The organism is Halosolutus sp. DAT137 (assembly GCF_059736405.1).
On record NZ_JCAQID010000001.1, the window covers coordinates 845,024 to 867,181 of the forward strand.

Here is a 22,158-nt window from a genome sequence, read left to right on the forward strand (position 1 = left end):
AATGGTTGATGGAATCGTATCCGAGCCAGGAGACGAAGCCAACGAGTTTATCTTCGTCACACCTGATGACACCGAGATCAAGAACGGCGAGTTCATCTACTACACAGGTACCGTCAAGATCGAGAACAGCGACGGCGAACTGGAGAGGCAGAAAAGGAAGATCTTCGCCCGGGTTACGGGAAGGGAACAGAAGAGAGGGTATCCGGACCGGTTCATGTCAGACCCCGGTGTTTCACCTGAAGCCGTAGCCGGCAAGCTCGGGATAGCCACGGAAGGTGTCGATCTATACAGGATCACCGCATCAGTCATAGGGTACTACGACCACAAACTGGACGACTTCACCAACCCCCGTATCGTTCCCAAGCCAGGTACGGAGATCGAACTAGCTTCGGACGACGACCTCGAGGAGTATCTTACCGAGGCGGATGAAGAGGTGGACGGATCCGCCTACATCGGCGATCTTCTTCACAGACCGCCTGGAAGCACGGATATCCATCTACCGATAGACAACTTCGCCTCAACACATCTCTCCATACTTGCTTCGACAGGCAGCGGGAAGTCGTACACCGCTTCAGTCCTGATAGAGGAGATGATGCAGCCGGACTCCCGTGCAGCCATGCTTATCGTCGATCCACACGGAGAGTACGGCTCTCTCAAAGAGATGGAAGAAGACCCCCGGTTCAGTGATGAAGGAGACGGTTACTCGCCGGAGGTAGAGATCCTTTCGCCCAAGGATATCAGGATAAGGATCTCAGAGCTCTCACTGTCCGACCTGTTCTCCGTGGTTGACGACCCCTCGGATGCACAGGAACACGTCCTCTCCGAGGCCTGGAACTCCTTGAAGAATGACGGCGACGTGGACTTTGAGTACGTCACACTTCAACAGATCAAGGACAGATGTGAACAGGTTGCGGACAATGACAGTACCGCGAACGCGCTCGAGTGGCGTCTGGACAAGGCGTTGGACAGGGATCTTTTCGATCCGAATAAGCACCTGTCGCTTTCCGAGCTGTTGGAGCCGGGGAAATGCACCGTTCTCCAGCTGGATACGATGAGTCTGCGGGAGCAGCAGATGCTTCTCTCCGTGCTGTTCCGAAGGATCAACAGGGAACGTGTGAAACACGAGAAAAGCGGTGAGGGAGAGCTTGACTTCCCTGTTTTCAGTTTGCTTGAGGAGGGTCACCGTTTCGCACCTGCAGACGGCGATGCACGATGTCTCGGTGTCTTGAGCACGATCCTAAGCGAGGGACGTAAGTTCGGTATAGGGATCGGGATTATCAGTCAGAGACCGAGCAAGATAGACGACGACGTTCTGTCACAGTGTAAGACACAGATCATAATGCAGATCCAGAACCCCTTGGATCAGGACGCTGTGAAGAAAGGTGTTGAGGACGTCGGCGAAGACCTGCTCTCAGAGCTTCCGGGTCTGACACCAGGCCAGGCGATCATCGCCGGTGACAGTGTGAACACGCCGTTCCCGGCACGGATCAGAGAACGTTACACGACCCATGATGCGGAGAGCCTGCCCGCTACCGAGGAATGGCAGAAGTCCTGGAGGAAGAAAAGTAGTAGGGAGACGGATGGAAGGGCCGACCCTGATCAGGAACAGGGTGTAGAGGACAGGGAACAACGGCTATAACTCTTCTTCCTCAAATTTCTTCAGCAACTGTCTTCGCAAAGCCTCTATACTCTTTTCTAAGTCTTCAACCCTGTCTTCCAGGCTTTGTACCTTTTCCACGAGCTCGTTGTGGCTTAGATCCTCGTACCTAGTGTCTTCCTGTTCAATCTTTTCTACGTACTGGCGGCCTTTCTCGGTGAGTTCGCCTTGTAAAGGTGATTGGAAGACCCGTCTCTGCCCGTCTACAATACGTTCTACGTTTCCGTCTTGTTTCTCGAGTTTGAGGAGGTCGAGGCTGTCGAGCTTCTTCAAGCTGTACCGTATCCGGTGGGTTTCGAACGTAATGGCTTCCGAAATTCTATGTGTGGTGTCTGCTCCTTCGGCGACTTTCTGGAGGACGACTTGATCGATCTCCCGGAGCTGATCCTTTTGTTCAGTCATCGTTCTCTATGATGACACACTGTGTTTCGAGCTCTGTACAGTAACCATCCTTGTCTCGGTAGAGACAGAACCGTTCCAGGTCTTCCCGGTCTTGGTGCTCGAGCTCCGGACACTCCATCTCTTTGTTGTGGACAGTGAGATCGTTCTCATTGATCTCGATGATGCGGTACCCTCCATCTAGGATCAGTTCGGTATCGGTGAACTCGTCTCTGTCGTCGGTGTAGTAGCTGTAACTTCCGTACTCATCTCTGTGTTCGTCTCCGTTACGGTTAACCGGGTCCTCGACGATGCTCCGTAGCTTAGCTGCGTTGCCCTGTTCGACGACGAAGATACATTCTACGTCATTGTTGATCGCTCTCCGGAAGTTTTGAAGGACTTTGGCCGGCTTCGTCAGTGTGGTGTGTTCTGCCTCGAGGTAAGCAGTTCCGTTTGGCAGGTGTACGTGGCCGTCTGGCTTGCCTTCCCCTTCGCCTTGGTAGAGAAGATCGACCTTTATCCCTCGTTCCTCGAGCAGCTGTCTCGATCTTCTTAGAAGTTCTGCGTGTTTTTCTCCTCCTGCATTGGTTCCCTGTCCGAGCGACTCCTCCAGTCGGACCTCTGTGTCTGTTCCCGTGACCGCCCTCCGTTTCTTCAGTTCCCGTGCTTGTTCGGGGTCTCCGTCCCAGGGAGGGTATGTGTCGACGATGGTGGCTGACCGTTGTCTCCGTTCACCCGGTGTCTGGAGGACGGCGCGGTACCTGCCGAGGCCTGCCACCTGCTTCTTGTTGACGCCGTTGAGAAGGTTGAGAAGTCGGCGTTCGTTTTCGGATCCGAGAGGGGAGAACACGATCTTGGTCCGGCAGTTGTTGATAACCGCCTCCCTCATCGTGTTCGAGTCGAGGTTGGAAAGGTACTGTGTCGAGAGCCAGCAGCCAAGCTGGTACTCCCGTGCCTCGCTCAACATCTTTGCCACCGCTGATCCTTCGGAGGCGAAGTTCTGCAGTTCGTCAACGTACAGATAGAACGGCGCTCTCTCTTCAACCGGTTGTGTGATACGACTCTGTGCTGCTGCCCAGATCTTGGTGATGATGATGCTTCCGACGAGCTCCGAGACGGTGCCTCCGACCTCTCCCTTCTGGATATCTACGAGTATGATCTTTCCCTGGTTGACGGCTTCACGGAAGTTGACCGCGGACCTTTCCGAGGAGACGATCTTTCGTATGGTCGAGTTCATCACGAAGTCGTTCAGCCGGCGTTGAAGCGGTTCCAGCTGGTAGCTTGACGTGTCCTCCCTCACACGGACGAGCTGTTCTCTGACAACGGTGTCTTCTGTCCTGTCGATGAGTTCTGTAAGCCGGTCCTGGTTGATGACACAGCGGAAGACATCTATCAACGAATTATATTCATTATTCTTTATGTTTAGGTCGATGTGTGCACGGAGCAGGACTTCTAAGATCCTGCCGAACTGGTCGCCCCAGTTCTCGCTCTGGCGTTTGAACAGTTCGATGAGGTCGGAGACGATGATCTCCTTCTGGTTCTCTTTCTGTGCCTCGGTCATTCCCCGACTGATGTATGGCTCTAATACGTTGACCGCGGGTACTTGGTCGCCGGATGGGTTGATGTAGAGGACGTCGTCGAAACGGTCTTCGGGTAGCTTCCCAAGTACTTGACTGACTGCACCGCCTTTTGGGATCACCATGCAGACACCTCTGTCTTTGTGAATGTCCTGTAACGCTGCGTGAACCATTAGCTGGGTCTTGCCGTAGCCGGTCGGACCTGTGTTCAGGACGTGGATCAAACGTTTCTCATCGGGTATTCCGATGTTTTCCTCGACGCCGAGTATACTGGTGTGTGTTCCGACGTAGGTCGTACCCGTACCGTTGTTCTCGACTAGTTTCCGTGCTTCTTCAGGAGTCATAACGCTGTCTTCAGGTTTTGCTGGTCTCGGCTGGGCACTGTTACGAGTCCGGCGAGTTCCTCTGTCGAGGCGTGGAAACGGTGGCTGTAACCTCCGAACTCTCTGTCGGCGATGGCTTGGTTAAGGCCTAGAAGGTGTTTCTGCCGCCGGCTTTTGACCGTGTAAGCGTCGAGGTACTGCCCGCTCTCCGAACTTTCGTACGTGTTGAACGGTCCAGCCAGTTCCTTGACCCGTGAAGCCGTATATTCTCCACCGCCGATCACCGCGAGACGTATCGATACCTGGAATCCTCTTGTCTCGGCTTTCCTTTCCACCATGTCTGCCTGGCTGCGTTCACGGGGTGTGGCCGAACGTTTTCCCCATAGCTTCTCTTTCTCCTTCCGGAGAAAACCTGCTGTCTGGTACGCCCGTCTTTTCCGCCACCACTGTTTCAGTGACTTTCCTGCGATCGGCCGCCAGAGGATCTGGACCACGATACGGGTTTTCCTCATCGCGTGGCGGTGGAGCGCTGCGACAAGGCTGTTGATCGGCGGTGAGTCGAACTCTGTCCTGAGAGGATACCTGTCTTCACGGCCTGTCGTAAGTATCCCTCCGCCGACCGTGTCACCGGGAAGTACAGGAAGGCCATTGACACCGGTTTCGAACCCTATACCTGGGACGGTGTCGGAGAGCTGTGTCCGTATCTTCCTCACCAAACGTTTCGTAGGGGCGCAGAACTGGAGCCGTAATCGGTCGGGGTTTGGACGCCGTATCTCGTAAGCAATCAATGGGGAGGTGTTCTTGGTCTTCAGCAACGTTGTCTGTATCTCGAGTACACCGCGGACGAAGCCCTCAACCGTTGAGGGAACGTCCCTGTCCCGTGGCGGATGGATCTCAACGGGGTAGTAGCAGTCAGGATCCGGATGCTGCAACTGTTCCGCCTGGTCCTCGTCGACGACTGTGTAGCTCCGTTTGAAGAGCCTCACCGAACCACCTCCAAACTTGTTTCCTGTTCTCCCTCTATCACTCGGTGTTCCAGGTCGGTGGAAGGTATCCGTATCCGTGTGTCGATGACGTCGGCGACGTGGAGCAATGCCTCTCCGACCGCTGCGTCTTCACCGATCCGCATGTTCTTCAAACGCCATATCTTCTCGTTTGATAGGTTGTAGTAGTCGATCATCGAGTCACTGACCACCTTCTCACGGAAGAACAGCTCACCGACGACCTCGTTCAGCATCTCCTTTCCCTCCTGGTATTTTGTGAAGTGCGACGAGCTTTGACTAATCATATGCACAGCGGTATCAATGTCTCGGGATTCGAGAACGAACCTTCGGAGAACGGTCCGACCCCTGTCATCGTCCAGTATGTTGTGCGCCTCATCGACCACCACTAGTGTCTTCCTCTGATCTTTCGACACTTCGGAGTAGATCTGGCTGAGAAGTTCGACAAGAGCCTCTACGTTTTCGAACTCGCCGCGTTCAACGGGTTCGAAGCTGACGATATCACGGTCGAAGCTGTACTCTCTCCCCTGTTCGAGAAGCCGTTTTTCACCGCCCAACGCCTCGACCGTGGAACCGTACTCTTTCTTCGGATCAACAACGATGACTCGTAGATCAGGGTATACGAGAGCTGAACGAATGAGTTCGATGTGGGCCATATAGCTCTTGCCGGAGCCGAGAGTTCCTGTCACCGCCATCGAGTGCGAACTCCAAGAGAACCGATCGAGAAGAATCGGAGTTCGGTCTTCAGCGTCAAACCCGTATAAAACCCCGTTCTCAGCTTCTAATGGCTGTGTTCCGAAGGGAAAGCCTGCGGCCGTGGAAAGCGACGGCATAAGCCGGGTCTCGTCCAGACGGTCGGGATAGAAGACTGAGTCCGTGCGGTAGGCGTAGTCGTTCCGGAACCCGGGCTGACTGAACTTGAGTCGTAACCCTCGAAGCTGTGACACCAACTTTCTGAACGTTTCACGTACCTTCTCCCGTGTCTCTCCGTGGACAGTGATGTATACGCCGCAACGGACAGCGCCGCACCTCTGATCCGCTAGGAGATCGAGGAACCAGTTGACGTCGTCCGCCAACCTTTCCCACTTGTTCACACCATGGCGTCCGGATCCAAGTGATGCGGCGATCTCCGCCTCTAACTTGGTCGAGTACCGTTGCAGCGTCCGTGTCGCCTCACCAACACCGACAGGACTCACTACCTGTGTGACGTCTACCAAGCCGTCTACGCGGAGAAGCTTCAGCGGCCAGCCCACGTCAAGTGTCGAAGGGTATCCCGTGATGTAGACAAGTTTTCTGTAGCCTTGAGCCGTGTTGTTGGCCGTGCCGCAGAACTCCTGTGTCACCACCGGCCTGGGATCCATCTCCCGCCTAACAAAGCTCAGTAGGTCATCTCCGGTGACGTGGACTACGCCAAGACTGCTGCCAGCGATCACCGAAGCCAGTGTCTGAAGACGGCGGTACAGCCTTTGAAGCGACCTATTGTCTACCTTTGATACACGGACGACGAGGAAGTGCTCTGTATCGATTATGCCGTCCTGGGAGAGCTGCCGACAGAACTCCACATACTCCACCCGGAACCGTTCCAACCCTTCACCGGAACGCACCTTGTCAATATACGATTCAAGGTTTTTCCGCATCTGCCTCGAGAAGATCTGCACAGGGAACGTAACCGTGTCAAACAGCTCCTGATAGAACTGACGCAAGGCGTACTTCCCATTCTCCGATTTGAGCTCGAAGTTGACGGGGAACACCTGGAGAACACCTACCAGTGCGTTTCCATCGACCGAAACATAGGTACGGTCGACTTTCAAACCGGGCGACCGGATACGTTTCTTCATGGAACCACCTTTGAAACGGTCCACCGCAACACGTGGTATAGCTGTACCTCGACAGGGTCGTTGTACGGCCGCCACAGGAACCACAACGAACTGACAAGCCAGCCCGCGAAGAGAAGTGCTATAGTGCCTCTTCCAGAGGCATCGACCTGTTGTGACAGCTGCCACATCAACCCTAAGGGGATGCCGAGGCGGATGAGATCTTTCCATGTGAACCAGCCGAAGAAACGAACCGGTTCGTCGAAGTCACCAGGTATACGAGTCATAGGATTACCGCCCTCTCCTCCTTCGTCTTCTCTCGTCTCTTCGACGCTGTCCACGGCTCCTTTCATCATCCCAGTCACCGCCGTCGTCTGGACCGGCACCACCACCGCCACTTCCACCACGTGGAGGCTTCCCTCCGAACTGGGATGCGATACGGTTCGCCCGGAAAACAGCCGACTGCGAAACGCCGTACAACTGGTAAGGAACCCACAGCATGAGGCTGAAACTTGCGACACCTAGGATCCAGTTCGAAACCGGTTGCATACCAAGTACGCCGCTGGCCTCCAGCATCGTCATGCTAAATCGAAGTACCAAGACGTCTAGAGGTGCAGCCGCCAGAAGAGCCCACCAACCACTGATGAACGACTGAGCATAATATCTGGTGTTCGGCAGGACCCAGGCCAACGCTAGTAAAGGCGAGATCGCCGCTACAAACAAGAGGTACGCATCTCGGAGAACGAAAAACACGACCAGAGCCAGCAACAGGGTCGCATTTACCACCCAGACAAGGACGAGCGACGTAGTCAGCCCTGCCAACTGCTCAAGCTCTATAGGATCTTGAGGACGGAACGCCTCAACAAACGCATCACTAGCCACGGAACCAAACTGGAGGAGTTGAAGCGAAACGGCGGAAAACAGTAACGCAGCTATGAGACGTGGAAGGATCCTACGGACCTCATCGTACGGAACACCGACTTCCAAGCCGATGATGTAATGGAGGCCTGCAGCCATCACCACCAGTCCCGCACAGGCGAACGTCACGATCAACGAAAGCCCGTGAATCTCCTGTACCGGTGGATTCGGATAGATCGTCGGTGTATTCGCCAGTACCGAAACCAAGGCATCGATCAGAACTTCAGCCAGCCGACGGAACGGAGAGAACAGGGCTTCAGCCAGTCCTTCGCCGCCCTCAGATCCCTGACCACGAACCGTTTCCGGAACCGCCACGGCCAGGACCAGGCCAGGTGCTAAGAGTTTCCACCGCATCCCTTTTTTAGACACCTCCGTTACAGTCAACACCGAGGTTGACAGCGAAGAACACTATCACAGAGTTCGCCATCAACACGATGACCACGCCGATCAGCACGGAACGCACGCGGCGTTTCGCTTTTTGTATCTGTTCCTCCGTACCGAAAACATATGCCAATCCTGCGTACGTCAACGATAGAACCGCGGCGGAAACCGCGATAAAAACACCCAACTGAGTCAAGGCGTCGATCAGGCTAAACAAAGGTTCGAACTCCGGAGACGGACTGCACGGAAGGACATCGAAGACGGACACCGCAGGGTACACTGTTTCTACAGACGGTTCAACTATTGGGGACAGTGTCGCCACTATCCGAATAGGTTCTTGTCTCATCGTTCTTACTGTGGATCTTGAAAGAGGCAAAGAGGATGCCTGAGCAACTGTTCCTCTCTTCGCCTCTCACACGATCGCATGCTGTGAAAATCGACGACAGGGTTAATCAGCTCTGGACGGTTTTTACCAAGAAAAGGTGAGAGAAAATGACTGACTTAGAATTTGATGTGAAACGCTACAATGTCGGTCTGAAAATTAACCCAGAGGGAAATCGAAACTACCGTTCGTATCTTCCAGACACTATTGAAAAACTGGGTTTCTCAGAGGGAGACATAGCGAGGGAAGAACTGAAAGAAGATCCGAAAGACGAAGTTCCCTATATCCATGTCACGAAATGCGAGTACGACGAAAAAAGACATGAGAACGACTATACAGTCTCTAAAGAAGGATCATATCTTCTGACCATTAATTCAGACTGGAAAGACCTGTTCGTGAAGTATGATGGTAAAGACACTATGACTGCGGAGGTAAACCTCTTAGAAGACAGCCATCTTAGAATCTATCGAGCTGAAGACTACTACTGCAAACGGTTACAAAGTCTGAAGGATGAAGGCCATGACCCAGAAGTAGGTGATCACATCCCTGTCGTGCTCGGTCTCGGGAGCCTAGAAGATGCTGGTACAGAAATCACGGACCTTGCCTCTGAAACCCCGTTTTCCGGGCAGAAGTTCCGGCTTATCCCGTATGACACACAGCATGAGGTCTTCCAAGAAAGGACGTTTCGGACGCTTACTGACACCGCTACTCCACGTCCATCTATCCTTCAAGAGGTCATCGAAGAAGGAAAACTTCCACGTTGTGAACCAGAGACACTGGCCATCGAATGGATGCCCAAACCTGGTTCTGATCTCCCTTTTACACCTGAAAATTATGTGGAAAATAAGTATCTTCTCTACACCAGTAAGAGAGTTGATGACACAGAGCTGGTTCTACCGAAGAAAGATCGTTTCTCAATATCCACCGAGTCGCCTCAGGGTTATCAAGGCACTTTGATTACCTATATGGAAGATGAACCATCCAAAGACGACTCCCCTGTTGTCGACGGGTGGAGAGGAACCTTCCTTGAGGAATCAGAAGATGAAGACTATATCACCGCCTACATTCCGGTACAGACCACGTCCTAATAAACCAGAGATCGATCCCGATGACCTGCGATTTGCTGTAACTGACGCAGCGGATATACAACACTTCACATATAGATATAAGCTGCAAATCACATCTCTAATTAGCAAGAGGTGAATCTCTTATCGATCATTCTGACCGCGACTTTGTTTCGGAGACCCTGAAGGATATGCGGACGGCTGCGGAAGCTATGAAAGAAAGAGGCTACAAGCTGCACAGCTACAGGTTTAGAACCCCTGTGGATAACAGTCCGCAGACCTGGGATGAGAACGATCCGGAGCCCGCGTTAGAAGAGTTCCTGCAGGAGCTGCAGTTGCCGGACGACACCTACTTCAATACGAATATCCGTGGCCGAACGTTCACAGACCTAGTCACTGAGAACTCTGAGGAGGACTGGGAAAACGCGGTCAACGAAATGCTCAGCCAGTTCCGTGGACTGGTAAATATGGGCGATCCTTCCGCAGACCGTCCACTGCACCAAGAGGTCGATATAAGATACAGGCTCAACACCCGGGGAAACTACTTCGATGTCGCGAACTTTGACGGCTACGAAGGAGAAGAGTTCAAAGAAGAGGTCATAGAGATACTTCAGGACGAAGGCTTCGAAGCCAAGTCCCACCTTTGAAACTTCTCAAAGCTTGCTCCTTTCATTCTATTGTACACTCCATGTGAAACACGGTGTCCCGTCGTGTATAACCCGTTTCCCTGAACCCCGTTTCAGGAAGGGTGATACGTTATTTCGGAAGAACTCTACAGTTTCAAAGATTTGGACGAGCTCTACCAAACCAGTGAAAAGGTTCCTGAGGTGGATCGCCACGAGGTCTACGCACACCACGTGGAGGAGGATGAATGGGAGGAAGTCCCGTACAGAGATAGTCTGTGGACGGACGATATGCGGGCGACCGGCGTAGTCTCCTCCTCGAAAGATTTCTACAACATCATACAGTACGGAGATATCCTGGAGACGGTGGGAGATGCCATAGAACAAAACGGTTTAGACGTAGAGGGAACGGTCTCTCTTTCACCGACAGCCCATAAAATGACCGCTAGTATCGACTTCACTGGAAACACGGTTTACGCTGGTGAAGACGACCCGATCAGTCTCGGACTCCAAGTCCAGACAGGGCATTCGGGCTTCCACGGTTTGAAGTACGATGTCGGCGCGGAACGCTTGGTATGCAGCAACGGGATGACCGCCTTCATCTCCGAACTCAGCTTCGATCAAACCCACCAGGAACCGTTCCAACCCGGTCTCGCGTACAACGCAGTGGACGCTGTAGTTGAAAGCCCGGAAAAGGTCGAGCAACGATTAGAACAGGCACAGGAACAGAAACTTTTGAACCAGGACGAAGCACTCCTCATACTCCTCGAAACAGGGATCGACTCATACCTAGAACAACCGGTACCCGACCTCTTGAACGCGTTATACGACGAAGTCGAAGACCCGGAGAACCCGTCGCTCTGGGAGACCTACAACGCCGCCACACGCGCACTAACACACTACACTGAAAACACTCCGAGCTACGAACTCTCCAAAGGATACGAACAGGCAGCTACGCTCCTGGAAAACGGAGACAACCAGATACCGGAACCAGAAAACTTGGGAACACAAGCGGTCGAAGACAGAACACGGCAACTGATCGAACAGGAAGACACCGAACCCTACTGGGAAGACGAACCAGACGCACTACAACAACTAAGGGAACTCCACGAAATCCAAGCATAGAGGACCTAAAAGCCTCGAGGAAGATGGATATAAGAAAAAGGAGAGCGGTCAGAACCCGCATCTCCATCTTTTCCCTTATTCCACTGATCAATGAGCTTTCAGAGGTTACCTGAAATGCTTCTTGATGTACTTGTCTGTGTCTCTGGAGCTGAGCTGCATGGTTTCGTCCCCGTCCCGGATATAGAACCCGTCCTCATTGAACCGGATAGGTTCATCGCTGGGCTCTGCCTTTATTATACAGATCGAGGTTTCTCCGAACGTGTTGAACCTGACTTCTGTCTTCTGTGAGGCAAAGGTCTCACCGAGATACTCGGCTAACGCATTATGGATCTGCTGCTGGAATCCTTCCTGGCCTTTCTGCACGGCTTTGAAGTCTTTCTCCAACCCGGTGATGTTGCCTTCCTTGTCGACGCCGAGTATGAGGTGGCCGCCGGCGGTGTTAGCGAACCCGCAGATATGTTGAGCGATCCTCTGTTTCGCGGTCTTGTCCGATTCTTTTGAGGGCAGAAGGTGTTCCTCGAACTCAATGGTTTTACCCCGGCCTTTTTCGATGAGGTCCCTGCTGTCCCTTTTAGATGAGTTGACGAACTGGTTGAACAGCCAGCTGTGGAAGACTTCTGCGAACTCGTCGTCGTTCGTGGCCTTGTTGAAGAACTTGGTGTTCTGATCGATCAACTCCAGCATCTCCTTCCGTGTCACGTTCTGGAACTTCATCTGGGCCTTCTCTGCGTTGTTCTTCTCCACGGTCTCCTTCAACGCAGTATTTTCTTCCAGCCGTTCTTTCAGATGCTTGATGAACGTCTTGTCCTGCTCATCCATCTCGTAGCCGAACTGCTGGTTAAGCATCTCGACGATGTTCTCCAAGGGTGATTTATGCTCCTCCGTCTTCTTCGGGGCGTCTTTCGTCTTGTGTGTAGGTCCGAGCTCGCCTTCTGCTTTTTCGAGCGATCGGTCTTCTTCGGAGGAGACCTCTTTGATGTGGTACTGGTCGAGGTCGACGTACTGTTTGACCTCGTTCGGCATCTTCCCTCTTTCCACGGGCAGCTTCCTGTACAGGACCCGGGAGAACTGGTAGAGCTTGTGGAGTTCCTCGTCCCGAAAGTTGACGACCTTGATGAGGAACGAGTACAGCTGTATGAAGTCCTTCAGCTTCTTTCTGAACTCGTCCTGTTTCTCCTCATCCGCATCTTCGTACCGGTCCTTCACAGGGTCGAGTACCGCGCTTAATTGATCCTGGTCCGTTTCCTCGCTGTACCAGAGATCTGAGAACTTCTCGACCTCGTTATCCTTGAACAGTCTGAAGTCACGGAGTTCGTCTTCGAGGTCGTAGACAAGCTGGGGGTTGGTCCCTTTCTTGACCTTGGTCTTGGTGTAGAACCTTTCGAACGCTTCCTGGATGTCCTCAGGGTCGTTCTTGAAGTCGACGACCATCGTGTCCTCCTTGTCAGGATGTGTCCTGTTAAGACGGGAAAGGGTCTGAACGGCTCTTACACCGCCCAGCTGCTTATCGACATACATCGTGTGTAGGAGAGGCTGGTCGAAACCGGTCTGGAACTTGTTGGCGACGATGATTATACGGGAGTCGTCCTCCTCGAACTTGTCCTCGACCTTTGTATCCAGGTCCTGATTTACATCCTTCTCTGTCAGCTTTTCCCCTTCGTATGTAAACGGTGAGAAGGCAGCTAAGGCCTTGAAGTTGTAGTTATTATCTGAAAGATACTCGTCGAAAGCCCGCTTATACTTCACCACCTGCTCTCTCGAACCGGTGACCACCATCGCCTTCGCCTTTCCATCGATACGGTGCATCACTTCCTCGACGAAGTGTTCGATGATGATCTCGGTCTTCTTCGATATAACCAGGTCGTGACTGTCCACGAACGATTTCAGCAGTCTTTTCGCCTTCGACTCCTCGAACTCCGGATTATCCGTTATCGTCTTTAACAGGTTGAAGTAGTCCTGGTAGGTTGTATAGTTCTGAAGTACGTCGAGGATGAACCCTTCCTCGATGGCCTGCCGCATGCTGTACAGGCTGAAAGGCTCGTAGCCGCCTTCCTCCGTCTCCTCCCCGAACATCTCCAATGTCTTTTCCTTGGGCGTAGCGGTGAAGGCAAACGAGGAAACGTTCGAGAGGACACCACGGCCCTCCATATCTTCGTTGAGGCGTTCTTGAACAGACAACTCCTCATCGCCGCTGTCTTCCACGGAGGACTCTTCTGACAACGCTCTTGTCTGGCTGTCCTTCAGTTCCCCTGTCTGGGAGGAATGGGCTTCATCGATCAGGACGGCGAAGTTCCTGTCGGAGAGATCCTCCATCTCCTCGACGATGTAGTCAAACTTGTGTATCGTGGAGACGATTATCTTCTCACCGCTTTCCAGCGCCTCCTTCAACTGTTGAGAGTTGTCCTCCACGTTGGCCACAACACCGTCGACCTGTGAGAACTGTTTCAAATGGTGTTGAAGCTGGTCGTCAAGCACCCGCCTGTCGGAGATCACAATCACCGAGTCAAAGATCGGCTTGTTCTGACTGTTGTGGATCTCCGCCAACTGGTGTGCAAGCCATGAGATAGTGAAGGTCTTGCCGCTGCCCGCGCTGTGCTGTATGAGGTACCGTTTCCCTGTACCGTTCCGTTCAACATCGCTGGTGCTTCTTCTTACGGCCTGGAGCTGGTGGTAACGTGGGAAGACCAGGAACTCGTCATCCGTCAGATCACCTTGGTCGTCCCGTTCACGGAACTCGGTGATAAAGTTCTGAACGATATCGAGGACGCTGTCACGGCTCAACAGGTACTTCCAGAAGTAGCTCGTTCTGTAGCCCGACGGATTTGGCGGATTACCTGCTCCCTCTCCATGGCCTTTGTTGAACGGCAGGAAGTTAGTGTCCTGACCGTCAAGCTCGGTAGTCATATACACCTCTTCCGGATCGACAGCGAAATGGGCCAGACAACGACCGGGACGGAACAGCTTGTCCCTCGGATCTCTGTCCGTCTTATACTGGTTCTTCGCATCGGTCACGTCCTGACCTGTGAAGTCGCCTTTGACCTCTGTCGTGAAGACCGGTATACCGTTGAGGAAGATCACGAGATCGACGGAATGTTTAGTATCCTTGTACCGCAGCTGACGGATGACAGAGAAGATGTTCTTCTCGTAGTTCTCCACCGCCCTCTTGTTCCGGTCGGTAGCAGGCTTGAAGTACGCGAGCTGTTCGAACCTTGCACCGCTAAGCCTCAAACCGTTTCTGAGTACATCGATACCGCCCTTCTTCTTGATCTGCCTGTCAAGTGTCTGTAGGAACTGTTCCTCAGCGTCATCGCCATGGAAATCCTCCAGCTTCTCCCATTCGCTAGGCTGAGTCTTCTTAACAAACTCCAGAACGTCCTCAGGAATCAAACAAAGATTCGTGTCGAAATGGCGGTTCTCCCGTTCACGGTAACTACCCGGATCAAAACCCTCGTAAAGCGGCTCTAACTCACCTTCCTCCCAGCTCGTGTCTTTCGAGGTAAGATCCCGTACGATGATATCTTCAAACTCCTTCTCAGAAAGATCGCCTGCCATTCACACCTCACCCCGGACATCAATCTTCCCGGTAACCGTCTCAGTGATCAACGCAGTCCTGTACTCCTTCAACCGCTCTATGCCCTCCTGGATTTTCTCAATGCTATTATCGAACTTCTCCAACTCTTCATTTAGATACTCGACAATTTCTTCCTGTTCCTCGATTGGAGGAAGCGGCATCTTGAGCTTCTTTATATCCTCCATTCCTACGGTGGAGATTGTAGCGCCCATTGTGAGCCGATCAAGTTCTTGATCCATCGCTTTCGTCACGTTCAGCAGGTATTCCGGGAGCAAGTTGTCTTCACAGATCCAACCGATAATATGCTGGGAGACCGCCATCTCACGAGTCGTTATCGCACAGAGTCCGACAGTTGCATCTCGAGTGAAAACCATGGTCTCTGGCGGTAGAATCCGTGCAGAGGAATTGGCAAGCCCTGCCTCACTAATGGTCTTATCAGTTTCACTAATATAATCATACTCTCTCAGATGACCAGAATCAGCCAAAGAAACCCAAGGAATCTCTCCATCCCAATACTCATCCTCAGACTTACTCGGCGTATGACCGGATTCCATACGGGCAACAAAACGGATCCGCGGCACATTCCAGTGTTCCGGTACCCTTCCCAACCATTCAACACCACTATCATTCATATATACATCAGGATCAAGGCCTCTTTTCACCGCACTTTTGATTAGTGATGTACGCTTTTCTTCAAGAAGATCAATTAATTCTCTCTTCTTTTCTATTAACTCATCAATTCGCTTTGTTTTTCTGTCAAGGAACCCTATAATGCCTTTTTGCACGTCTTTTTCGGGTAAGGGAATCTTGAGTTCCTTATACTTTTCAGCACTGACGTTCTCTATTGTTGACTGGATCAAGTATGTGTTTATCCATGTCCAATAATTATCAGAATGGGTAAAGTATTCGAAAAACTCTGGGATGATTTGATCTTCCAATCTAACTCGGATTAGATAGCCTGCAAAACAGGCTTCTTTTTCATCAACTCCTTGATATAGAGTGGTTTTCCCTACAGTAGCCCCGCTTCTTGCTAATAATAGGTCTCCTTCTTGCAATAGATAGTCCTCAGCTAAATCGGACGACAGAGACTTTTTAGTATCATCTCTAAGATCACCGTTCTCCATTATATCTGTTATTCTAATATACCGTGGTTCACTAGAGTTATACTCTTCAGGAGACTCATTTGCCCCATATTTCAAACCCCCCTGAATAAGGAATTTTAGTTTCGTTATATCCCAATTCTGTGGGATTTTTCCCAACCATGCCTCGCCAGTATCCCAATATTCCGTATATGGAATATAATCTGCATCAGTGTTATCACTCTTGAAACTCTCCAAAGTAGTAGGCGTTTGACTTCCCATTACTCGGTCACCTCTTGGATCATGTCCACGATCTGTTGTTCGACCTCTTCGATGTCTTCCTCTATTTCGCCGAGTGGTCGTGGTGGTTCGTATTCGTAGAAGTACCGGTTGAAGTTGATTTCGTATCCGACTTTTCCGAGTCCGCCGTCCTGTAGATCGGTCATGTCTTCGTTGATCCAGGCGTGAGGCACGTACGGCTTGACCTCTTCCTCGAAGTACTCTTGGACGTCTTTGTCGAGGGGGACGTACTCGTAGTCGGTTAGATCTGTGTCTCTTTCTGGGTTGCCGTTTCCGTCTCGTACTATCTCGGCATCAGGATCTTTTTCTCCAAGCGCGTTGAAGATGTTTCCTCGGACAGACTTTTTGAGATCGAGTCCTGCTTCCTCTACAGATTCATTGAGTTTTTCTTCGAACTCCTGTTTGTCTTTGTAGAGTTCGTCGTTCATTCCGTGGAGCATCTCGATGATGGCGTCCTGTTTCTGTTCTCCTTCTTCGCTGCCGGAGAGGTTCTGGAAGGCTCTTTCATCCTTGATCCGTTCTATCCGTTCCTCGGAGGCTTGGAAATTTTTACGTAGAGGACGTTCTATTCTGACTTTTCTGTAGCCGAACCCGCTTACAGGATGTGTCTGGACGTTCTCGGAGTCCTCGTTTTCTCTGTAGAGTTTGAGGATGTCCTGTATCTGGTCCTCTGTCAGCTCCTTTCTTTTGTCGCCCTTGTTTTCGTCCATCAGGGTCCAGAACTCTTCGCCTGATGCGTCTATCAGTTGGACCTTGTCTTTCCGTTCTTCTGGTTTGTCGTTGGAGAGTACCCAGACGTAGGTGGTGATCTTGGTGTTGTAGAACAGTTCATCTGGGAGTCGGATCAGTGCTTCAAGCCAGTCATTTTCCAGTATCCATCTCCGGATGCTGCATTCATTTTTGCTGTCTGAGACGTTGGGGTCTGCTGTGAATAATGGTGATGCGTTGGAGATGAACGCGATCCGGCTTCCGCCGTCTTCTGGCTCCTGTCTTTTGGACAGCATTGTCTGTAGGAAGAGGAGCTGTCCATCGGTTTTACCTGGGAGTCCTGCGCCGAATCTTCCTCCCCAGCCCTGTTCGTATTCTTTCTCTACGGCTTCTTTGTCGCTTTTCCAGTCCTTCCCGTATGGCGGATTGGCGAGCATGTAGTCGAACTGTTTGTCGGGGAAGGCATCGCCGGAGAGTGTACTGCCGTCCTCAATGTTGTTGGCGGCCTTCGCCTCCTCACCTTTGATGAACATGTCTGACTTGGCGATGGCGTGTGTCTGAGGGTTCACCTCTTGGCCGAAGAGCCAGACTTCGACGTCTTCGTTGAACTGTTGGATCCTGTCTTCAGTCTGGGTGAGCATCCCGCCTGATCCACAGCAGGGGTCGTATACGTGGAGGATCTCGTTCTCTTCGAAATCGTCTTTATCCGGTTCGATAGCCAGTTCTGCCATCAGGTCGACAACTTCTCTCGGTGTGAAGTGTTCTCCCGGGTTCTCGTCGAGAGACTCGTTGAACCTCCGGATCAGTTCCTCGAAGATATCGCCCATCGTCCCGTTATCAACTCTGTCCGGATGTAGGTCGACCTCGGGCTGGGTGAACCGTTTCACGACCTTGTACAGGAGGTCGTGTTTCGCGAGTTCCTCGATCGTGCTTTCGAACCCGAAGTTGTCGAGGACCTCCTGCATCTCAGGGGAGAAAGAGTGCATATACTCCTTGATGTTCCGCTCAATATCGTTTGGCTCGTCAAGAAGTGTTTCTAATGTGTATTCAGAGTAGTTGTAGAAGGGTGCGTCTGCAGCTTCTTTCAGAACTTCCTGCAGCGCTTTCTCATTCAGTTCGTCACTGTACTGTTCATATTTCTCTCGGACCTCATCGTTTGTAGGCTCTAGTACACAATCTAAGCGTCTTAATACTACAAAGGGGAGAATAACCTCTTCGTAGTCACCTCTCTTGAATTTATCGCGGATTAGATCGGCTGTCCCCCAGATAAAGTTTGATATCTCGTTAAAGTCAGACATATCTCTGTATTAATACCGTGATGTTAAAATCCTTTCCATAGGTTCAGGAACCACCTCTACGCCGTACAGCGTTTTTCAAAAGTTTTCAACCGAAACCGGGTGTCCCGGTGCGTATTTCTGAGTCGGTTCCACCCGAGGTTGGCATGGGAGGTGTCCTCAGAATGATCGATATCGACTACAGTACAGGCTATTTCGAACTCCCTCTGAATACGGATGATTCCGTATTGGAGGGTAAAACCGTTGATGCTACTGTAGAGGTCAAGCTTTACGAGGTGGAGCTTGCTGCCCACTCGGGAGCGACCTGGTGACGGAGGTGGTCGAAGTTGTATGACGGATGGGTTCCGGTTCTACTACGGCTGTGCCTCGGGCAGCGCACGGAAAGCTTTGAGGAAGATGGAGGAGCCAAACGTGATGATCAGTTATGCCACATCGAACAACAAGCCGTTTCAGACGATCGAGAACCTCTTCACTGATTCAGGTGGCTACAGCCAGCTCCACACCCACCGAGAGTACCAGGATTCCGACAGACAGTATCTCTCCTACCTCAAAGAGTACGAGCCAGAGCTGTTCGCTCTCAGGGACTACCCGTGTGAACCCGGGCTCTTGTGGAAACTCAACCGAACCGTCAAAAATCATCAGCAACGGACCACCCGTCACCACAGAAAACTCCTCGAGATGTACAAAGACACTGATATAGATTCGGAGCCGATAGCGGTTCTCCAGGGATGGAAGCCGAAACAGTACCTTTCACACCTCGACGATCTCCGGGAAGAAGGCGTGCTCACACGGTACGTGGCGATCGGCTCACTCAACAACCGTAACCCAAAAACGGTTGCCCAAATCATCCACAGAGTCAGCGACGAACTCCCTTCCAGACACCGACTACACGCATTCGGCACCGGGACAAATGTCCTTCAACTCCCTCGAGTCGTTCAAGCACTGAACTCAGCCGATTCAATGGCGTATGACTTCCGGACACGGATACAGGAGCCACGACAGACATGGCAGAACCAGGTCTACCACTACCTCTGTATGAAGCAGCAGATCGAGGAATGCATACAGGATTCAGGCGGCCAGCAGTCTCTTCACCAGTCACTCCTGCAGTAGGACTCTCCCGAACAAATAGAGAGACAACAATAGCTGGTAACACGCACCCCTTCCAGATAATTATAATGAGTTAAGAAGCAAGTCCGGTAAGTCCGTGAAAATATTATTCACCGCACACGATCAAGTACTGCATCGGCCGTACTTGAACCAACACCACGGATAGACTCGAGTCGTTCGCGGTCAGTTTGTTTTAAATCGGCGAGGTCCTCGTACTCTTTGGCGATCGCTTCACTCGTAGACTCACCGACGCCATTGATATCCTGAAGGATAACTTTGATACCCGCATTCTGACCGGAGAACTGGCTTTCGAACTCAAATGCGCTAATCTGACCTTGGTCAAATTTGTTCTTAAGGCTCTCCTCTTTTTGCTTTTGAGCGCTTCTTTCTATTTTCTTAACAGATCTATCCACTTTATCTACTGTCCGTTTCACCTTACGTAGGTCACTAAGGAAACCCATGAGAATTACTAACACGAGCATAGTGAAGAATCCCAATTAGGAACTGCCATTATTGTCACCCTATCATACTATTCTATCTGCTACTAATAAGTAAAGGTAGTTCCATAGACAGGTAAGAGAAACAGAGTGTCGACAACCACGTTCTAAAATAGTCCTCCAGAGGATGATCTATGTCTTCTCGATCTATAGACCGGAGCTCTCTTCTCCAACTGCTCGAGGAAGAAGAACTGAAGGATCCACGTATACAGAGGCTGTTGCTGTACAACACGTTTGCACCGGAACCGGTTCAGGCGAAGGGCCGTCAAGCACTTGCAGCCACCTTAGCACACAAACGCATACACCCGTTCAAAACGCCGACACGTGGTCCTCTTACCTCCAGAGGTATACGTCTCGGGACGACCGTCTCCGGACAAAACTACAACCTCGGTGAGTCGGTGCTCTCGAAACATTTCTTGGTTATCGGGCAGTCAGGCTCCGGGAAAACCACGTTGTTCTACAACCTTCTGTCCCAGCTGGAGGTCCCATTCTGGTGTTTCGATCTCAAAAGGGACTACCGCCATCTCATCCAGGACAGAAGCGAGTTACTGGTTTTGCCGTGGACCGAACTCAAGTATAACCCGTTGGTTCCACCACCAGGGGTCAAACTTCGGCGGTGGGCGCAGGTCGTCAGCGAGATCTTCGGCCACGCAACAGCATTACTGTCCGGGTCGAAGAACCACTTACTGAAATCGATCCTCGAACTCTACCGCTTGTACAACCTTTTCGAAGAACGGTCTCCACCGTACCCCAGCCTCCATGAACTCGAGCAGTACCTTGTCTCCGACCCCATTAACTACATGCGGAAGACCTCGAACTACCGGGACACCGTTTTAAATCGAGTGGAGGCGATGAACCTTGGAGCCGGAACCATCTTCGACTGCAGCACGGGCTACACATTCGAAGATCTTCTCGAGCGGAACACTGTTTTCGAGTTCGACGGGTTAAGCCGTGACACACAGAACTTCCTGATGGAGATCCTCCTCGCCGCTGTCTACGAGCACCGACTCGCCAAGACTCACCGTTCAACGGATCTCAATCATGTGTTCGTACTTGACGAGGCGAAGCAGGTCTTCAGCGTCTACAAAGAACGTCAATCGGAGTCTGGTATTCCGGCGGTCGACGAACTGACGGCGAAGATGAGGGAGTTCGGTGAAGGACTAATCGTAGCGGATCAGGAAGCATCGAAGCTGACCGATTCGATCAAGGCTAACACATACACCAAAGCCCTTCTCCCCACGGGCGACCGGAAACAGTTCACAGCGGTCGCAGAGTCGATGAACCTCACTGAGAGACAGACAAACGCCGCCAAAGACCTCGATACCGGGGAAGCAATTGTTCAGACAGGAAACAGTGACCCGGCACGAGTAACGCTTGACACGTACCAGTTATCGAAGACGGTGACAGACTCGGACCTACAGAAAAGACAGGGACAGCTCTGGAACCAATTAACTAGCGAGCCACGTGAACAAACAGATAGGTTTGTAGAATCTGTACAGCATGGAAACACCGAGGAAACGGAGGTACTCGATGAGAACAAGTCCGAGGTCACAGTCTCTGACGACGCAGAACACCTACTGAAAGGATTGATTGAAGATCCGTTCATCCCATTGACCCAGCGATACGAAACCTTTTCCAGCCGATACAAGGGCAACAAGGCCAAATCCGAACTGGTGGAGACGGGCTTAGTCACAGAACAGTCCACACGGACGGAGACAGGCGCACGAAAACTACTGGAATTAACGGAGAGAGGGCGCAGCTACGTCGAAAAACAGCTCGGCCTCGACCCGAGCCAGGAGGGACGTGGTGGTATCGTCCACAGGTACTGGCAGCACCAGGTGAAAAACATGTTCGAGGAGGCGGGCTGGGCCGTGAAACTCGAGCTATTCGACGCAGACGTCTATGTCAACACGGGAAAGCTTGAACTCGCTATCGAAGTCGCGATGGAAAACACTCAGCGAGAACAGGAACACGTAGAGAAACATCTTGATTACGGGTTTGACGTGATCTGGATTGTATGCCGCACAGAAAAAGTACGGGATGGCTTGAAGCAACGGCTCGAGGAATCCGGTATTGATACGGACCAGGTCGTATTTCACTTGGTACAGGACGTTTCCGATGCCCTCTCCGACTGGCCGTAGACTCAAGTGTTACAAGGCATTTCGACCCTTTCCTCTTGGACAGATTTTTCGTCTAATACCAAGTTCGTGGATTGAGCAGCGAGAAGGGAGGAAAAGCGGCGTAGTTCGGCCGCTTCGGCAGGAAATTAACTCAAACTGGTTCGATCGGAGGGGTGTTAGGGGTATTCGACAAAACGGAATATAGTAGCTCTGTCGACCTCACTCCATTAGAGAAAAT

Annotated in this window: 16 protein-coding genes; 7 read left to right on the top strand and 9 right to left on the bottom strand. The window is 51.8% G+C overall.

The genetic code is table 11. The features are described 5' to 3' along the window. Nucleotide 1 precedes the first annotated feature (1 nt). On the top strand, nucleotides 2-1,639 hold the full coding sequence (locus tag AC6I6L_RS04165; RefSeq protein ID WP_497916444.1) for an ATP-binding protein: 1,638 nt from the start codon (nucleotides 2-4) through the stop codon (nucleotides 1,637-1,639). On the opposite strand, the gene AC6I6L_RS04170 is transcribed toward AC6I6L_RS04165, so the two are convergent. From AC6I6L_RS04170 to AC6I6L_RS04190, 5 genes are all read right to left on the bottom strand, one after another. Further along, nucleotides 1,634-2,059 carry a hypothetical protein gene (locus AC6I6L_RS04170; RefSeq protein ID WP_497916445.1) on the bottom strand — a complete coding sequence of 142 codons (426 nt, stop codon included), beginning with the start codon at nucleotides 2,057-2,059 and terminating at the stop codon, nucleotides 1,634-1,636. The two genes, AC6I6L_RS04165 and AC6I6L_RS04170, sit on opposite strands and share 6 nt — an antisense overlap. After that, on the bottom strand, nucleotides 2,052-3,956 hold the full coding sequence (locus tag AC6I6L_RS04175; RefSeq protein WP_497916446.1) for a type IV secretory system conjugative DNA transfer family protein: 1,905 nt from the start codon (nucleotides 3,954-3,956) through the stop codon (nucleotides 2,052-2,054). The genes AC6I6L_RS04170 and AC6I6L_RS04175 overlap by 8 nt, the downstream gene beginning before the upstream one ends. Then, nucleotides 3,953-4,921 (bottom strand): DUF8128 domain-containing protein, encoded by a 969-nt coding sequence (locus AC6I6L_RS04180; RefSeq protein WP_497916447.1) that lies wholly within the window; start codon nucleotides 4,919-4,921, stop codon nucleotides 3,953-3,955. Before AC6I6L_RS04180 ends, AC6I6L_RS04175 begins: the two co-directional genes overlap by 4 nt. After that, nucleotides 4,918-6,774 (bottom strand): helicase HerA domain-containing protein, encoded by a 1,857-nt coding sequence (locus tag AC6I6L_RS04185; protein ID WP_497916448.1) that lies wholly within the window; start codon nucleotides 6,772-6,774, stop codon nucleotides 4,918-4,920. Before AC6I6L_RS04185 ends, AC6I6L_RS04180 begins: the two co-directional genes overlap by 4 nt. Nucleotides 6,775-7,041: 267 nt before the next feature. Beyond that, on the bottom strand, nucleotides 7,042-8,055 hold the full coding sequence (locus AC6I6L_RS04190; RefSeq protein ID WP_497916449.1) for a TrbL/VirB6 family protein: 1,014 nt from the start codon (nucleotides 8,053-8,055) through the stop codon (nucleotides 7,042-7,044). A 486-nt stretch (nucleotides 8,056-8,541) separates the two neighbouring features. Between AC6I6L_RS04190 and AC6I6L_RS04195 the strand changes: the two genes are divergently transcribed. The 3 genes from AC6I6L_RS04195 to AC6I6L_RS04205 all read left to right on the top strand — a co-directional run bounded on the left by AC6I6L_RS04195 (nucleotide 8,542) and on the right by AC6I6L_RS04205 (nucleotide 11,243). After that, nucleotides 8,542-9,519: a hypothetical protein gene (locus tag AC6I6L_RS04195; protein ID WP_497916450.1), complete on the top strand. Its 978-nt coding sequence runs from the start codon at nucleotides 8,542-8,544 to the stop codon at nucleotides 9,517-9,519. Nucleotides 9,520-9,707: 188 nt separating this feature from the next. Continuing rightward, the gene (locus AC6I6L_RS04200) at nucleotides 9,708-10,142 is read left to right on the top strand and encodes a hypothetical protein (protein WP_497916451.1); all 435 of its coding nucleotides are present in this window, start codon (nucleotides 9,708-9,710) and stop codon (nucleotides 10,140-10,142) included. A gap of 141 nt (nucleotides 10,143-10,283) precedes the next feature. Continuing rightward, complete coding sequence (locus AC6I6L_RS04205) at nucleotides 10,284-11,243, top strand: DUF932 domain-containing protein (protein WP_497916452.1); 960 nt, start codon at nucleotides 10,284-10,286, stop codon at nucleotides 11,241-11,243. Between the two features lie 105 nt (nucleotides 11,244-11,348). Here the strand turns inward: AC6I6L_RS04205 and AC6I6L_RS04210 are convergent, their stop codons facing one another. The 3 genes from AC6I6L_RS04210 to AC6I6L_RS04220 are packed head-to-tail and all read right to left on the bottom strand — an operon-like array spanning nucleotide 11,349 to nucleotide 18,199. After that, complete coding sequence (locus AC6I6L_RS04210; protein WP_497916453.1) at nucleotides 11,349-14,795, bottom strand: DEAD/DEAH box helicase family protein; 3,447 nt, start codon at nucleotides 14,793-14,795, stop codon at nucleotides 11,349-11,351. Beyond that, the gene (locus AC6I6L_RS04215; protein WP_497916454.1) at nucleotides 14,796-16,175 is read right to left on the bottom strand and encodes a restriction endonuclease subunit S; all 1,380 of its coding nucleotides are present in this window, start codon (nucleotides 16,173-16,175) and stop codon (nucleotides 14,796-14,798) included. Further along, nucleotides 16,175-18,199 carry a type I restriction-modification system subunit M gene (locus tag AC6I6L_RS04220; RefSeq protein ID WP_497916455.1) on the bottom strand — a complete coding sequence of 675 codons (2,025 nt, stop codon included), beginning with the start codon at nucleotides 18,197-18,199 and terminating at the stop codon, nucleotides 16,175-16,177. The genes AC6I6L_RS04215 and AC6I6L_RS04220 overlap by 1 nt, the downstream gene beginning before the upstream one ends. Before the next feature lie 161 nt (nucleotides 18,200-18,360). Between AC6I6L_RS04220 and AC6I6L_RS04225 the strand changes: the two genes are divergently transcribed. Together AC6I6L_RS04225 and AC6I6L_RS04230 are read left to right on the top strand one after the other, a co-directional pair. Next, nucleotides 18,361-18,507, top strand: a complete 147-nt coding sequence (locus tag AC6I6L_RS04225) for a hypothetical protein (protein ID WP_497916456.1) — start codon at nucleotides 18,361-18,363, stop codon at nucleotides 18,505-18,507. Between the two features lie 19 nt (nucleotides 18,508-18,526). Next, entirely contained in the window at nucleotides 18,527-19,306 is a 780-nt protein-coding gene (locus AC6I6L_RS04230) for a deazapurine DNA modification protein DpdA family protein (RefSeq protein ID WP_497916457.1), read from the top strand. A 107-nt stretch (nucleotides 19,307-19,413) separates the two neighbouring features. Here AC6I6L_RS04230 and AC6I6L_RS04235 read toward each other — a convergent pair whose 3' ends face one another. Beyond that, on the bottom strand, nucleotides 19,414-19,737 hold the full coding sequence (locus tag AC6I6L_RS04235) for a helix-hairpin-helix domain-containing protein (protein ID WP_497916458.1): 324 nt from the start codon (nucleotides 19,735-19,737) through the stop codon (nucleotides 19,414-19,416). Nucleotides 19,738-19,934: 197 nt separating this feature from the next. Here AC6I6L_RS04235 and AC6I6L_RS04240 point away from each other — a divergent pair, with 197 nt between their 5' ends. After that, the gene (locus tag AC6I6L_RS04240; protein WP_497916459.1) at nucleotides 19,935-21,941 is read left to right on the top strand and encodes a helicase HerA domain-containing protein; all 2,007 of its coding nucleotides are present in this window, start codon (nucleotides 19,935-19,937) and stop codon (nucleotides 21,939-21,941) included. The last annotated feature ends 217 nt before the right edge of the window (nucleotides 21,942-22,158 follow it).